Below are 14,245 nucleotides of genomic sequence, written 5' to 3'. Positions count from 1 at the left end.
GATCTCAGCGCTGATGACGAATGCGTGGGTTGGCAAAGCCGTAGAGGATGTCCACCACGAAGTTGACCAGAATCACCAGGCAGGCGATTAACAGGATGCCGTTCTGCACCACGGGATAATCCCGTGCGCCAATGGCTTCGATCAGCCACTTGCCGATGCCGGGCCAGGAGAAGATGGTTTCGGTCAGGACCGCACCCGCCAGCAACGTGCCGACTTGCAGGCCGACCACGGTCAGCACCGGAATCAGCGCGTTGCGCAGGCCGTGGACGAACACCACGCGCGACGGCGACAGGCCTTTGGCGCGGGCGGTACGGATGTAGTCCTCACGCAGCACTTCGAGCATCGAGGAACGGGTCATCCGCGCGATCACCGCCAGCGGGATGGTGCCGAGCACGATGGCCGGCAGGATCAGGTGATGCAACGCATCCAGGAATGCGCCCATGTCATCGGCCAGCAAGGTGTCGATGAGCATGAAGCCGGTCCGCGGCTCGATGTCGTAGAGCAGGTCGATCCGCCCGGACACCGGGGTCCAGCCCAGGGACACCGAGAAGAACATGATCAGGATCAGGCCCCACCAGAAGATCGGCATCGAATACCCCGCCAGGGAGATGCCCATCACCCCGTGGTCGAACAGGGATCCTCGCTTGAGTGCCGCGATCACCCCGGCCAGCAGGCCCAGGATGCCGGCGAACAGCAGGGCGGCCATGGACAGTTCCAGGGTCGCGGGGAACAGCGAGCTGAACTCGGTCCAGACGCTTTCCCGGGTGCGCAGGGATTCGCCGAGATCGCCCTGGGCCAGTTTGCCGATGTAATCCAGGTATTGGGCATACAGGGGTTTGTTCAGACCAAGGCGTTCCATTGCCTGAGCATGCATTTCGGGGTCGACCCGACGTTCACCCATCATCACTTCCACGGGGTCGCCCGGAATCATGCGAATCAACGCGAAAGTCAGCAAGGTGATGCCGAAGAACGTAGGGATCAACAACCCCAGTCGGCGGGCAATAAAACTAAACATCGTGTGGTGTACCTCATCAGCCGGTTAGGCGTGCCCGGCGTCCCTGGGGTCAGGGACACCGGGAATTTTCTTATCTACTTCACCTGAGTGGTGGCGAAGTTATTCGTGGTGAGCGGGCTAATGTGATAACCCTCTACGTTGTTGCGCATTGCGGTAAACATACGGGTATGCGCCATGCTGATCCATGGCTGGTCCTGGTTGAAAATCGCCTGGGCTTGCTCATAGAGCGCCGCGCGTTCGTCCGGGTTCACTGTGGCCCGGGCTTCATCGAGCAACGCCTGGAACTTCTCGTTGCACCAGCGCGCGTAGTTTTCGCCGTTTTTAGCCGCCTCGCAACTGAGCATAGGCGTCAGGAAGTTATCCGGGTCGCCGTTATCGCCCGCCCATCCGGCCGCCACCATGTCGTGTTCGCCATTTTTCGCGCGCTTGAGCATCTCGCCCCATTCCATGACGCGAATATCGAGCGTGAGGCCGATCTTCGCCAGGTCAGCCTGCATCATCTGCGCGGCGAGCATCGGGTTCGGGTTGGTAGCCCCGCCACCGTTGCGGGTGAACAGGGTAAACACCGTGCCTTGCGGTACGCCGGCTTCCTTGAGCAAGGCGCGCGCCTTGTCCAGGTCGCGGGGCGGGTTGCTCAATGTGTGGTTGTAGCCCAGCAAGGTGTCAGGGTACGGGTTGACTGCCACCGTGGCATTGCCCTTGCCGAACAGGGCGTTGACCGCCGCTTCCTTGTCGAAGGCGATGTCGATGGCTTTGCGCACCCGCACATCGCTCATGTACTTGTGAGTGGTGTTCATGGCGATGTACGAAACGGTCATCGCGTTCAGTTCATCAACCTTCAGGTGGCTGTCTTTCTTGATGCTCGGGATGTCATCCGGCTTCGGATACAGCGCAACCTGGCACTCGTTGGCCTTGAGTTTCTGCAGGCGCACGTTGTTGTCGGTGGCGATCGCCAGGATCAGCGCGTCTGCCGGCGGTTTGCCACGGAAGTAGTCCGGGTTGGCCTTGAAGCGAACCTGGGCGTCCTTGTTGTAGCGCTGGAAAACAAAGGGGCCGGTACCGACCGGTTTGTTGTTCAGGTCGCCGGTCTTGTTGGCCTTGAGCAACTGGTCGGCGTATTCGGCGGAGTAGATCGAGGCGAACGCCATGGCGATGTCGGCCAGGAACGGCGCTTCGCGGCGGGTCAGGGTGAACTTGACGGTGGTGTCGTCGACTTTCTCGACGCTCTTGAGCAGCTCCTTGAAGCCCATGCTTTCAAAGTACGGGAAGCCCACGCTCGATTGTTTGTGCCACGGGTGATTCGGGTCCAGTTGCCGCTGGAAACTCCAGAGCACGTCGTCGGCATTCATGTCGCGGGTCGGCTTGAAGTAGTCGGTGGTGTGAAACTTGACGCCTTTGCGCAGGTGGAAGGTGTAGGTCAGGCCGTCCTCGCTGATGTCCCAGGATTCGGCCAGCGCCGGAATCACTTCGGTGGTGCCGGGCTTGAAGTCGGCCAGGCGGTTGAAGATGGTTTCGGCTGCGGCATCGGCGGTGACTGCAGTCGTGTACAGGGCCGTGTCAAAGCCTTCCGGGCTGTTTTCAGTGCAAACCACCAGGGGCTTGGCCGAGACGCCGACAGCGGCACTCAGCAACGCGGCAGCGATGGCCGCACGTAGGGCGAGCATGTTCATCAAGAACCCTCTGCAATCGGTTAAAGGACCCAAGCCAGACGGCCGACCATGATGAGTCAGTCGTCTGGCGGGCGTTTTACAGAATGTTGAACGGAATGGTGGTCACGAGACGGAACTCGTTGATGCTGCCATCCGCCTGGTTTTCGCTGGCGCGGTGCGTGGTGTAGGTCGCGCGGATCGCAGTGGCTTTGAGCGGGCCGCTCTGCACCGCGTACGCAGCGCCGATCCCGTATTCCTGGTGATGTTCGCCATCCTGGGCCTGGATACCGTCGTAGCCTTTGCCCGCCACGCCTTCGTTACCCTTGTAGTGAGTACCGTCGATCCCCCAGCCGCGTGCGCTGTAGAGGTTGAACTTCAGGCCCGGCACGCCGTATTCGGCCATGTTCAGGCCGTAGGCCACCTGGAAGGATTTCTCGTTCGGGCCGTTGAAGTCCGACAGCAGGGAGTTGGCCAGGTAGATGCCGTTGGTTTCGTGCAGGTAGTCGAAGTACTCGTTACCGTTAATTTCCTGGTACGAGAAGGTCAGGCTGTGGGCCAGGTGGGTCAGGCCGAGCGACAGGGAGTAGGTGTCGTTGTCGATATTGCCGATCAGCGCTTTGCCTTCTTCCTGGGTCTTGTAGTAGTTCAGGCCGGTGGTCAGGCTCAGGATCGAGCTGTCGCCCAGTACATGGCTGGCGCCGAAGTAGTACTGGTTCCAGATGTCTTCGGCCTGGGTGGCCCAGAGGCTGGTGGTCAGGCTGGCAAATGGGGTGTAGGTGATGCCCGCGGTGTGGACGTGATCGCTTTCAACGATGCCGTTGGCATATTCGGTGCGGAACTTGCGCTGGCTCTGTTCCGTACGCGGAGAGTTGCGATCGAAGGTGCCGACATCGAAGGACAGGTTCTCCAGCTCTTCGCTGTGCAGGCTCACACCCTCGAAGCTTGAAGGCAGTGGGCGGTTACCGATCACATCGACCATCGGGCTGCTGAAGTTCTGGCGACCGGCCGTCAGGGTGGTGTTGGAGACACGGGCCTTGACGTTGGCCAGGCCCAGCTTGCTCCACTGGTCGACGGCGTCGCCGCCTTCTTCGGTCAGGGTCCGGTTGTTGCCTGCGCCTGGACGCGTGCCCGGTGCGCCGCCGTTGTTGGAGGCCAGGTCCTTGCGATCACGATCCAGGGCAATGGCGTTGTAGGCCGCCACTTCGGTGCTGATGCCCACGGTGCCTTCGGTGAAACCGGAGTTGTACTTGATGATGGTGCCTTGCACCCAGTTGATCCGACGATCCGTATCGGTCGACACGCCGTTTTTCTTGTAAGCGAACTGGCCGCCCCGTTTCAGTTGCTCGTTCGCATACCAGTTACGCGTGGTGCCGCTGATCGACTGACCTTCAACGAAGCCGGTGGCTTCGCTTTGGGCACTTTTCTCTTTCACGGTAACCGGGGTAAACGCCTGGCTTTGGGATTCTGCGTAGGCCGTGGCGGTGACGCTGCTGATGGCCAGGGCCAATAACGCGGTGCTGCTCAGTTTCATGGGTGAAGCTCCTTGGTTTCTTTTTTTTATGCCGGTCTTTTTTTGGTGATCCGGCTATTGGTTTAAGCACTTTCAAGGCATCGCAAACGTTTGCTGCAGGTCAATTCGACGAATTGCGGCAATACGCTTGCGTGAGGGCGCAAGCGCCCCCGGCGGTTGTGGCTAATCGGTTATTTTTCCAGGCTGACACCCGAGAACACGTTGCGGCCGAAAGGACTCACCTTGAATCCTTCGACCTTGGCGCTTAACGGCTGGTTGACCGTCGAGTGGGCGACAGGCGTGATCGGCACTTGCTGCTTGAGCAATTGCTGAGCCTGTTTGTAGAGCACGGTGCGCTGGTCGCGGTCGGTGACGACCTTGGCCTGCTTGATCAGCTTGTCGTAAGCCGGATCGCACCACATGGAGTAGTTGTTGCCGCCAATGGCGTCGCAGCTGTAAAGCGTGCCGAGCCAGTTGTCCGGGTCACCGTTGTCACCGGTCCAGCCGATCAGGCTGACGTCGTGTTCGCCATTCTTGGTGCGCTTGATGTACTCGCCCCATTCGTAGCTGACAATCTTGACCTTGAGACCGATCTTCGCCCAGTCGGCCTGGAGCATCTCGGCCATCAATTTGGCGTTGGGGTTATAAGGACGCTGGACCGGCATCGCCCAGAGGGTGATCTCGGTGCCTTCCTTGACGCCGGCGGCCTTGAGCAATTCCTTGGCTTTTTCCGGGTTGTAGGCGACGTCCTTGATGGTCTCATCGTAGGACCACTGGGTCGGCGGCATGGCGTTGACCGCCAGTTGACCGGCACCCTGGTAGACGGCGTTGAGAATGCCTTGCTTGTTCACCGCCATGTCCAGTGCCTGGCGCACTTCGAGCTGGTCGAACGGCTTGTGACGCACGTTATAGGCGATGTAGCCCAGGTTGAAACCAGGCTTCTCGATCAGCTTGAGCTTCGGGTCGTTCTTCAGCGCAGTCACGTCGGCAGGGCGCGGATGCAGGGTGATCTGGCACTCGTTGGCCTTGAGCTTCTGCACCCGCACCGAGGCGTCGGTGTTGATGGCGAAGATCAGGTTGTCGAGCTTGACCCGGCTCGGGTCCCAGTACTGTTTGTTGCCGGTGTAGCGGATATTGGAATCTTTCTGGTAGCTCTTGAACGCGAACGGGCCAGTGCCGACCGGCTTCTGGTTGATGTCGCTCGGCCTGCCGGACGCCAGCAACTGATCGGCGTATTCGGCCGAAAGAATGGCGGCGAAACTCATGGCGATGTTCTGGATGAACGCGGCGTCCACGCTGTTAAGCGTCATGACCACGGTCAGCGGCCCGGTTTTTTCGACCTTGGCGATGTTCTTGTTCAGGCTCATCCCGTTGAAATACGGGAATTCAGTCGGGTAAGCCTTACGGAAGGGTTGCTGCGGATCGAGCATGCGATTGAACGTGAACAGCACGTCATCGGCATTGAAGTCGCGGGTTGGTTTGAAGTACGCAGTGGTGTGAAATTTCACCCCTTCGCGTAGGTGAAAAGTGTACTTGAGGCCGTCCTCGGAAATATCCCAACGGGTTGCCAGCCCCGGGACTACGTTGGTGGCGCCTTTTTCGAATTCTACCAGTCGGTTGTACAGCGGCTCGGCCGCGTCGTTATCGGTCGCGGTGGTGTACTGCGCGGTATCGAAACCCGCCGGGCTGCCTTCGGAGCAGAACACCAGGCTGTTGCTGGCGGCCTGGCTGATGGAAGTGGCGGCCAGCAGGCCGGTGCCCAGCAATGCGGAAAAAATCAAGGAATGGCGCATGACGCTCGCTCTTTTTAGTGTTTTTGATAATGAGACGTTGCCCGTCCGGGAACGAGGAGGCCCCACTGATCCCAAGCCATGACGTGCAGCAATAACCGAGAGCCCACGGACTAACTGGTCAGATCCCGACGGTATGAACCTTGGGTCCGGCAGTAAATACGAAGGTTCCGAAAGGCTTGTGGGAAAAGGCAACACGTCCGAAACCGCTGCTGTAGTACGCAGCGGATCATGATGTAGGCCAATTCCTACTTTCTCGGTAGATAACGCAACGGCGACTTCAATAATCGCCGTTGCGCACCCTTTATTTGCTGACGCTGACGCCGTAGAAGGAGTTCAAGCCGAATGGGCTGATCTTGAAATCCTGCACGTTGGCGCGCATGGGTTGGAACACCGTCGAGTGAGCGATAGGTGTCATGGGAACCTGGTCTTTGAGGAGGTGTTGCGCCTGCTTGTACAGTTCGGTGCGCTTGGCCTGGTCAGGTGTCTTCTTGGCTTCTTTGACCAGCTTGTCAAAGTCCTTGTCGCACCATTTGGAGAAGTTGTTGCCGCTCAGCGAGTCGCAGCCGAACAGCACGTTGAGCCAGTTGTCCGGGTCACCGTTGTCGCCGCTCCAGCCGATGATCATCGCCTGGTTCTCGCCACCCTTGGAGCGCTTGATGTACTCGCCCCATTCGTAGCTGACGATGTTGACGTTCAGACCGATTTTCTTCCAGTCCGACTGCAGCATTTCAGCCATCAGTTTGGCGTTCGGGTTATACGGACGCTGAACCGGCATGGCCCACAGCGTGATCTGGGTCCCTTCCTTGATGCCGGCTTCCTTGAGCAGCTCCTTGGCTTTCTCAGGGTCGTACTTGGCATCCTTGATGGTGGTGTCATAGGACCATTGGGTGGGCGGCATGGCATTGACGGCCAGCTGGCCGGCGCCCTGGTACACCGAATCGATGATCTGTGGCTTGTTCACCGACATGTCCAGCGCCTGACGGACCCGCAGGTCGGCCAACGGGTTGTTGTCGGTGCGGCCCTTGAGCACGGGCATGACGTTATAGGCGATGTAACCCAGGTTGAACCCGGCCTGTTCCGGCAGCTTCAGGGTCTTGTCTTCGCGCAGTGCCTTGAGGTCGGCAGGACGAGGGAACAAGGTGATCTGGCACTCGTTTTTCTTCAGCTTCTGGATACGTACCGACGGGTCGGTGGTGATGGCGAAGATCAGGTTGTCGATCTTGACGTCTTCAGGCTTCCAGTAGTCCTTGTTCCCGGTGTAGCGGATGTTGGAGTCTTTCTGGTAGCTCTTGAACACGAACGGGCCAGTGCCGATCGGCTTCTGGTTGATGTCGCCGGGCTTGCCATCCTTGAGCAGCTGGGCAGCGTACTCGGCGGACTGGATGGAGGCGAAGCTCATGGCCAGGTTCTGGATGAAGGCTGCATCAACGCTGTTGAGCACGAATTTGACCGTGCGATCGTCAACCTTCTCGACCTTGGCGATGTTGGTGTCCATGGCCATGTCGGTGAAATACGGGAATTCGGTCGGGTACGCTTTGCGGAACGGGTCATCCTTGTTAATCATGCGATTAAAGGTGAACAGCACGTCGTCGGCGTTGAACTCACGAGTCGGTTTGAAATACGGGGTGGTGTGGAACTTGACGCCTTCACGCAGGTGGAAGGTGTAGGTCAGCACGTCCGGGGAAATGTCCCAGCTGGTCGCCAGGCCAGGAATAACGGCGGTGCCGCCGCGCTCGAATTGAGTCAGGCGGTTGAACATGGTTTCTGCAGAGGCGTCGAAGTCGGTTCCGGTGGTGTACTGACCAGGATCAAAACCGGCCGGGCTCCCTTCGGAGCAGAACACCAGGTTAGTCGCGGCTTGGGCGAAGGGTGCGCTGGCTAACAAGCTCGCGCCGACTAAAAACGGAATGACCGCGTGTTTAAGCATGGTGGCCTCATGATTTGTTGTCATTTTTGGAATTAGAGGACGACCTCGTGAGTCGTGCCTGCGGATACTTATGCAGGGGCCATACCCAATGCAAGTTCCCGAACAGCAACAAGCCTTAAACAGTGGCACGAACGTACCTTAATGTCGCAAATGTATAAATACCTGCGCATTTGAACGTTTGCGCAGGGTTTTTTCGGTGCAATCTGCGCACTGGCAAAGGGCACGCGGAGTGATCGGCGCACCCTGTTGGGGTGCGGTGTTACTTATTTATACCTTCATATTGTAGGCACTCAGCGGGTTTTGGCCTGGCAAAAAAAACGGCGATCACGTGGGTGATCGCCGTTTTTGGTACGGGTCAACGAATCAAGGCATCAACACTTCAATCGACCCGTCCGCCGTCATGCTGACCTGGCTGGTGCCCGCTTCGACTTCCGGGGTCACAGGGGCGGCATCCATGCTGGCGGCTTTCATCATCATCGGCCCACGCATGTACGGCTGTGGGTAACCGTTGCTGTTCAGGTTCAGGTTGACGATCTTGTAGCCCTTGCCGCCCAGCGCGTCGGTGGCCAGTTGGGCGCGGGCCTTGAAGGCGGTGACCGCGTCTTTGAGCAGCGCGTCTTCGCTGGCCTTGCGGGTTGGCGTGGCGATGGCGAAGTCCATGCCGCCCATTTTCAGGTCGGTGAGCAGTTCGCCGGTCAGTTTCGACAGGGCAGCGAAGTCCGAGCTTTCCAGGCGCAGTTCGGCGCGTTCACGCCAGCCGGTGATTTTCTGGCCCTTGGTGTCGTAGATCGGGTAGCTGTTGCGGCTGCCCTGGCGCAGGGTGATGTCCTTGACCTGCTTGGCCTGGGCCAGCGCCTTGTTCATGGTGGTGCTGACGTCGGCGGCAAGTTTGGCCGGGTCGCTGTTCTGTTCTTCGGTGTAGAGCGTCACGATCATCAGGTCGCGGGCCACTTCCTGACTGACTTCGGCGCGCAGGGCGATCTGATTGTAATGCAGCTCGTCGGCGGCCAGGGCCGGGAGGCTGGCGACGGTGCCAACGCTAAGGGCAAGAAGGGCGGCGCTGCGGCGGAAACTGTGCATGAAAACTCCTTGGACGATGCGCAGGGGTTAAGGTCCGAGCCTGCGTGAAACCATCAGACTCTAACTTTAATGATCCGGTTCGCACAGTTACAACTTCTATACAGATGATTGGCCGGTGGCCGCGGTCTCTCTGTAGGCGCTGGCTGTAGGCGCTGGCTTGCCAGCGAAGGACGCATAGGCGCCGCGTTTATCCTGACTGCACGCGTTATCGTTGACGACCTTCGCTGGCAAGCCAGCTCCTACAGGGGGGCGCGTCAGGGTTCGGTCTGCCATGTGGCCGTTTGCCGCACTTTCGCCTGCCAGCCCCCGTGCTTGGTTATACTCCCTGCGATCCGCCTGGAGCGCTCATCAGGAGAGCTCATGCTCGCCCCCGTTCAAATCACTTCCGCGACTCGCCAGAATCTCTGGCGGCTGACGTTCATCCGCACTTTGGTGCTGGCCGCCCAGGCCGGTTCCGTGGGCCTGGCTTACTGGCTCGAGCTGCTGCCGCTGCCCTGGTTTCAACTGGCCGCGACCCTCGGCTGCTCGATGCTGTTGTGTGCGTTCACGGCGATTCGCCTGCGTACCTCGTGGCCGGTCACCGAGCTTGAGTACGCCGTGCAACTGGCATGCGACCTGTTTATCCACAGTGCCTTGCTGTATTTCTCCGGCGGTTCGACCAACCCCTTCGTCTCTTATTACCTGGTGCCGCTGACCATTGCCGCGGTGACCTTGCCGTGGCGGTATTCGGTGATTCTGTCCGGTATCGCGTTGACGATGTACACCCTGTTGCTGGCGCGTTTCTACCCGCTGCAAACCTTCCCGATCGCTCGGGAAAATCTGCAGGTGTACGGGATGTGGCTGAGTTTCGCCCTGGCCGCGGCGGTCATTACCTTTTTTGCCGCGCGCATGGCCGAGGAGTTGCGCCGTCAGGAAGAGCTGCGTGCCATTCGTCGCGAAGAGGGCCTGCGCGACCAGCAGCTGCTGGCCGTCGCGACCCAGGCGGCCGGCGCCGCCCATGAACTGGGCACGCCATTGGCGACCATGAGCGTGTTGCTCAAGGAAATGCGCCAGGACCACCACGACCCGATGTTGCAGGACGATCTGAGTGTGCTGCAGGATCAGGTCAAGCTGTGCAAGCAAACCTTGCAGCAGCTGGTTCGGGCAGCGGAGGCCAATCGCCGGTTGGCGGTGGAGATGCAGGACGTCACCGACTGGCTCGACGAAGCCCTGAACCGCTGGCACCTGATGCGTCCGGAAGCCAGTTATCGCTTCCAGCGCCTGGGCCAGGGCACCGTGCCACGCATGGCGCCACCGCCGGACCTGACCCAGGCGCTGCTGAATTTGCTCAATAACGCCGCCGATGCTTGCCCCGAAGGGCTGCAAGTGACGCTGGACTGGAATGCCGAGGATTTGACCATCAGCATCCGCGACCACGGTGCCGGTGTGCCGCTGGCCATTGCCGAGCAGATCGGCAAGCCGTTTTTTACCACCAAGGGCAAAGGTTTCGGCCTGGGCCTGTTTTTGAGCAAGGCCAGCGTGACACGCGCCGGCGGCTCAGTGAAACTCTACAGTCATGAGGAAGGCGGCACGCTCACCGAGCTGCGCCTGCCCCGTGTCGCCCGAGGAGACGAACATGAGTGACGAGATTCAAGTCGAAGGCGAAGGCGAAGAACTGCCGCATTTGCTGCTGGTAGACGACGACGCAACGTTTACCCGCGTCATGGCCCGTGCCATGGCCCGTCGCGGCTTTCGCGTCAGCACTGCCGGTTCCGCCGAAGAAGGCCTGATCATCGCCCAGGCCGATCTGCCGGACTATGCGGCGCTGGACCTGAAAATGGACGGCGATTCCGGCCTGGTGCTGTTGCCCAAGCTGCTGGAGCTGGACCCGGAAATGCGCGTGGTGATCCTCACCGGTTACTCGAGCATCGCCACCGCCGTCGAGGCGATCAAGCGCGGCGCCTGCAATTACCTGTGCAAACCGGCGGACGCCGATGACGTGCTGGCGGCTTTGCTGTCCGAGCACGCCGACCTCGACACCCTGGTGCCGGAAAACCCGATGTCCGTGGACCGCCTGCAATGGGAACACATCCAGCGCGTGCTGACCGAACACGAAGGCAACATCTCCGCCACGGCCCGCGCCCTGGGCATGCACCGCCGCACGCTGCAGCGCAAACTGCAGAAGCGCCCGGTCCGTCGCTGAACCGGTGCTGAACAATTGTTGTCCCATCGCGTTACAACACGAACTGATCATCTATGATCGGTTCGTGTGTGTTCTTTTCTCCAATGAGCCTTTTCCATGAATCAGAACGCTGAATATTCCGCGGTCAATGATGCTGTGCGCGGGCAGTTCTTTCGCAAAGTCTGGGCGATGATCACGCCTTACTGGCGCAGCGAAGAGAAGGGCAAGGCCTGGACGTTGCTGATCGCGGTGATCGCACTGTCGCTGGTCAGCGTGGGCATTTCGGTGTGGTTCAACACCTGGTACAAGGATTTCTACAATGCCCTGCAACAAAAGGATGAGGCTGCGTTTTGGCGGTTGATCCTGTATTTCTGCGTGATTGCGGCGGTAGCGATTGTCGGCGCGGTATACCGGCTGTACCTGACCCAGATGCTGACCATCCGTTGGCGGGCATGGCTTACCGAAAAGCATTTCGCCCGCTGGTTAGGCAACAAGAATTACTACCAGCTCGAGCAAGGCGGTTACACCGATAACCCGGATCAGCGGATCTCCGAAGACCTCAACAACTTCACCTCGAACACCCTGGAACTGGGCATTGGACTGCTGCGCAATATTGTCAGCCTGGTGTCGTTCTCGATCATCCTGTGGGGTGTGTCGGGCAGTATTGAAGTCTACGGTTTTACCATTCCCGGATATATGTTTTGGTGTGTGCTGGTCTATGCGGTGATCGGCAGCTGGCTGACGCATTTGATCGGTCGTCGCCTGATCGGCTTGAACAACCAGCAACAACGCTTCGAAGCTGACCTGCGTTTCTCCATGGTGCGGATTCGCGAGAATGCCGAAAGCATCGCGCTCTATAACGGTGAGCCGAATGAAAACCGTCGCTTGAGCAGTCGTTTTGGCCTGGTCTGGCACAACTTCTGGGACATCATGAAGGTGTCCAAGCGCCTGACGTTCTTTACAGCCGGTTACAGCCAGGCCGCCATCATCTTTCCATTCATGGTCGCCGCGCCGCGTTACTTCGCGGGCAAGATCGAACTGGGTGAGCTGATGCAGATCAGCTCGGCGTTCGGCAACGTGCAGGAGAGCTTCAGCTGGTTCATCAGCGCGTACCAGAACCTCGCCTCCTGGCGCGCTACCTGTGATCGTCTGCTGAGTTTCCGCCAGGCGATGACCGATAACGAAGAGCGCGCGCCGATGATCGACGTGCAGAATTCGGGCCCGAAGTTGAAGGTACACAACCTGGGCCTCGACCTGGCGGACGGTCGTCACCTGCTGACCAGCGCCGACATGACCGTGGAGGAGGGCGAGCGCGTCATGCTCAGCGGCCGTTCCGGCAGCGGCAAGTCGACCTTGCTGCGGGCAATGGGGCATTTGTGGCCAGCGGGCCACGGCAGTATTCGTCTGCCGGCGGCGCGGTATCTGTTCCTGCCGCAAAAACCCTATCTGCCGATTGGCACGCTGCGCGAGGCGTTGAGTTATCCACAGGCCGGCGATACCTACCCGCACGAGCGCTACGTTCATGTGCTGGAAACCTGCCGCCTGCCGCATCTGGTGGCGCGACTGGACGAAGCCAATCACTGGCAGCGCATGCTGTCGCCGGGTGAACAGCAACGTCTGGCCTTTGCCCGTGCGCTGCTCTATGCCCCGCAATGGCTGTACATGGACGAAGCGACTTCGGCGATGGATGAAGAGGATGAGGCGTCGCTGTATCAAGCGTTGATCGATGAGATACCGGGCTTGAGCATCGTCAGCGTCGGGCATCGCAGCAGCCTGAAACGCTTCCACCCACGGCACATTCGTATCGAGAATGGGCATCTGGTGGACCAGGCCGTGACGGCCTGAACACCACCATCCCTGTAGGAGCTGGCTTGCCAGCGAAGGCGGTGCATCAGTCAGCGAGATGCTGAATGACACACCGCTTTCGCTGGCAAGCCAGCTCCTACAAGGGGGGTGGGTGATCGTACAACCGCGTTGAGCTATGATGCGGATTCAGCCGAATTTTTCGAGAATGACGTTCACCATGGAAAACCCGATCGACACGCCACGCCTCCCTCGCAAGCGCCGCAGCCTCGCACAGGAATTGGTGACGGTGCTGTCCGAGCAGATTCGCGACGGTCACCTCAAGCGCGGTGACAAATTGCCCACCGAGTCGGCGATCATGGAGGCCCATGGCGTCAGCCGTACGGTGGTGCGCGAGGCGATTTCGCGGTTGCAGGCGGCAGGGCAGGTTGAAACCCGTCATGGCATCGGCACCTTCGTGCTCGATACCCCGAGCCCGAGTGGTTTTCGAATCGACCCGGCGACCGTGGTCACCCTGCGTGACGTGCTGGCGATTCTCGAACTGCGCATCAGCCTGGAAGTGGAATCCGCCGGCCTTGCCGCCCAGCGTCGCAGCGCCGAGCAGTTGGCGCTGATGCGAGCGGCGCTGGACGCGTTGAATGAAAGTGTCTCCCACGCCAGTGATGCCGTGGCGTCGGACTTCCAGTTCCACCTGCAAATCGCCCTGGCGACGGGCAACCGTTACTTCACGGACATCATGACCCACCTGGGCACCAGCATCATCCCGCGTACGCGACTGAACTCGGCACGCCTGGCCCATGATGACCAGCAGCACTACATGAATCGCCTGAGCCGTGAGCACGAAGAGATCTACGACGCGATTGCCCGCCAGGATTCCGATGCGGCTCGTGCAGCGATGCGATTGCATCTGACCAACAGCCGTGAGCGGTTGCGTCATGCCCATGAAGAGGCTGAGGCGCAGCGGGGGTAAACATTTGACTCAGTAAATCCATTGCCTGACAGGCCGCCTTCGCGAGCAAGCCCGCTCCCCACAATAAATTGCGAGTGTTCACAAACCCTGTGTTCATATTCGATCCCATGTGGGAGCGGGCTTGCTCGCGAAGGGGGCCGCAGCCCTGCCGCAATTCTCTGGGGCTGTGCTGAAACAAGCTACCCTCGCTAATCCCTCATTCCCTCTTCCGACAACGTATCTCCTAAACGCCCCATCGGGTGCGGTGTTTTTGCACGCTTTTTTTCTGCGGCAAAGGCCCTGAAGCATTAGTCATCAGCCCATCTTGTCGAACAATTTTCACCCTCGGCGATGAAAT

Annotated in this window: 10 protein-coding genes; 4 read left to right on the top strand and 6 right to left on the bottom strand. The window is 59.6% G+C overall.

Translation table 11 applies throughout. The features are described from left to right. Positions 1-4: 4 nt before the first annotated feature. From ELQ88_RS29875 to ELQ88_RS29850, 6 genes are all read right to left on the bottom strand, one after another. Positions 5-1,015 (bottom strand): ABC transporter permease subunit, encoded by a 1,011-nt coding sequence (locus ELQ88_RS29875; protein ID WP_128873040.1) that lies wholly within the window; start codon positions 1,013-1,015, stop codon positions 5-7. A gap of 74 nt (positions 1,016-1,089) precedes the next feature. After that, a complete protein-coding gene (locus ELQ88_RS29870; protein WP_138969108.1) occupies positions 1,090-2,685 on the bottom strand; it encodes an ABC transporter substrate-binding protein in 1,596 nt (531 codons plus the stop codon). A gap of 76 nt (positions 2,686-2,761) precedes the next feature. Next, positions 2,762-4,195, bottom strand: coding sequence for an OprD family porin (locus ELQ88_RS29865; RefSeq protein ID WP_128873038.1), 1,434 nt, complete (start codon positions 4,193-4,195; stop codon positions 2,762-2,764). Between the two features lie 170 nt (positions 4,196-4,365). Further along, positions 4,366-5,967: an ABC transporter substrate-binding protein gene (locus ELQ88_RS29860; protein ID WP_138969107.1), complete on the bottom strand. Its 1,602-nt coding sequence runs from the start codon at positions 5,965-5,967 to the stop codon at positions 4,366-4,368. A gap of 301 nt (positions 5,968-6,268) precedes the next feature. Next, complete coding sequence (locus tag ELQ88_RS29855; RefSeq protein WP_128873036.1) at positions 6,269-7,894, bottom strand: ABC transporter substrate-binding protein; 1,626 nt, start codon at positions 7,892-7,894, stop codon at positions 6,269-6,271. Between the two features lie 363 nt (positions 7,895-8,257). After that, positions 8,258-8,974, bottom strand: coding sequence for an SIMPL domain-containing protein (locus tag ELQ88_RS29850; RefSeq protein ID WP_128873035.1), 717 nt, complete (start codon positions 8,972-8,974; stop codon positions 8,258-8,260). 360 nt (positions 8,975-9,334) lie between these two features. On the opposite strand from ELQ88_RS29850, the gene ELQ88_RS29845 reads away from it, so the two are divergent. From ELQ88_RS29845 to ELQ88_RS29830, 4 genes are all read left to right on the top strand, one after another. Beyond that, positions 9,335-10,597 (top strand): ATP-binding protein, encoded by a 1,263-nt coding sequence (locus ELQ88_RS29845; protein ID WP_128873034.1) that lies wholly within the window; start codon positions 9,335-9,337, stop codon positions 10,595-10,597. Beyond that, a complete protein-coding gene (locus ELQ88_RS29840; protein ID WP_128873033.1) occupies positions 10,590-11,156 on the top strand; it encodes a response regulator transcription factor in 567 nt (188 codons plus the stop codon). Before ELQ88_RS29845 ends, ELQ88_RS29840 begins: the two co-directional genes overlap by 8 nt. Positions 11,157-11,252: 96 nt before the next feature. After that, a complete protein-coding gene (locus ELQ88_RS29835; protein ID WP_138969106.1) occupies positions 11,253-12,980 on the top strand; it encodes an ABC transporter ATP-binding protein/permease in 1,728 nt (575 codons plus the stop codon). Positions 12,981-13,158: 178 nt separating this feature from the next. Next, positions 13,159-13,908 carry a FadR/GntR family transcriptional regulator gene (locus tag ELQ88_RS29830; RefSeq protein WP_178084719.1) on the top strand — a complete coding sequence of 250 codons (750 nt, stop codon included), beginning with the start codon at positions 13,159-13,161 and terminating at the stop codon, positions 13,906-13,908. Positions 13,909-14,245: the final 337 nt, after the last annotated feature.

The sequence above is a fragment of the Pseudomonas sp. MPC6 genome, from assembly GCF_006094435.1.
In the GTDB taxonomy this organism is placed as follows: Bacteria; Pseudomonadota; Gammaproteobacteria; order Pseudomonadales; family Pseudomonadaceae; genus Aquipseudomonas.
The sequence above is the reverse complement of the archived record's forward strand: the minus strand, read 5'-3'. Positions and strand labels throughout refer to the sequence as shown.

What these genes read in the sequence shown, in the direction of transcription:
- ELQ88_RS29870 (WP_138969108.1), bottom strand. Translation starts at nt 2,685, where the DNA reads ATGAACATGCTCGCCCTACGTGCGGCCATCGCTGCCGCGTTGCTGAGT.
- ELQ88_RS29855 (WP_128873036.1), bottom strand. Translation starts at nt 7,894, where the DNA reads ATGCTTAAACACGCGGTCATTCCGTTTTTAGTCGGCGCGAGCTTGTTA.
- ELQ88_RS29840 (WP_128873033.1), top strand. Translation starts at nt 10,590, where the DNA reads ATGAGTGACGAGATTCAAGTCGAAGGCGAAGGCGAAGAACTGCCGCAT.
- ELQ88_RS29850 (WP_128873035.1), bottom strand. Translation starts at nt 8,974, where the DNA reads ATGCACAGTTTCCGCCGCAGCGCCGCCCTTCTTGCCCTTAGCGTTGGC.
- ELQ88_RS29865 (WP_128873038.1), bottom strand. Translation starts at nt 4,195, where the DNA reads ATGAAACTGAGCAGCACCGCGTTATTGGCCCTGGCCATCAGCAGCGTC.
- ELQ88_RS29875 (WP_128873040.1), bottom strand. Translation starts at nt 1,015, where the DNA reads ATGTTTAGTTTTATTGCCCGCCGACTGGGGTTGTTGATCCCTACGTTC.
- ELQ88_RS29860 (WP_138969107.1), bottom strand. Translation starts at nt 5,967, where the DNA reads ATGCGCCATTCCTTGATTTTTTCCGCATTGCTGGGCACCGGCCTGCTG.
- ELQ88_RS29830 (WP_178084719.1), top strand. Translation starts at nt 13,159, where the DNA reads ATGGAAAACCCGATCGACACGCCACGCCTCCCTCGCAAGCGCCGCAGC.
- ELQ88_RS29845 (WP_128873034.1), top strand. Translation starts at nt 9,335, where the DNA reads ATGCTCGCCCCCGTTCAAATCACTTCCGCGACTCGCCAGAATCTCTGG.
- ELQ88_RS29835 (WP_138969106.1), top strand. Translation starts at nt 11,253, where the DNA reads ATGAATCAGAACGCTGAATATTCCGCGGTCAATGATGCTGTGCGCGGG.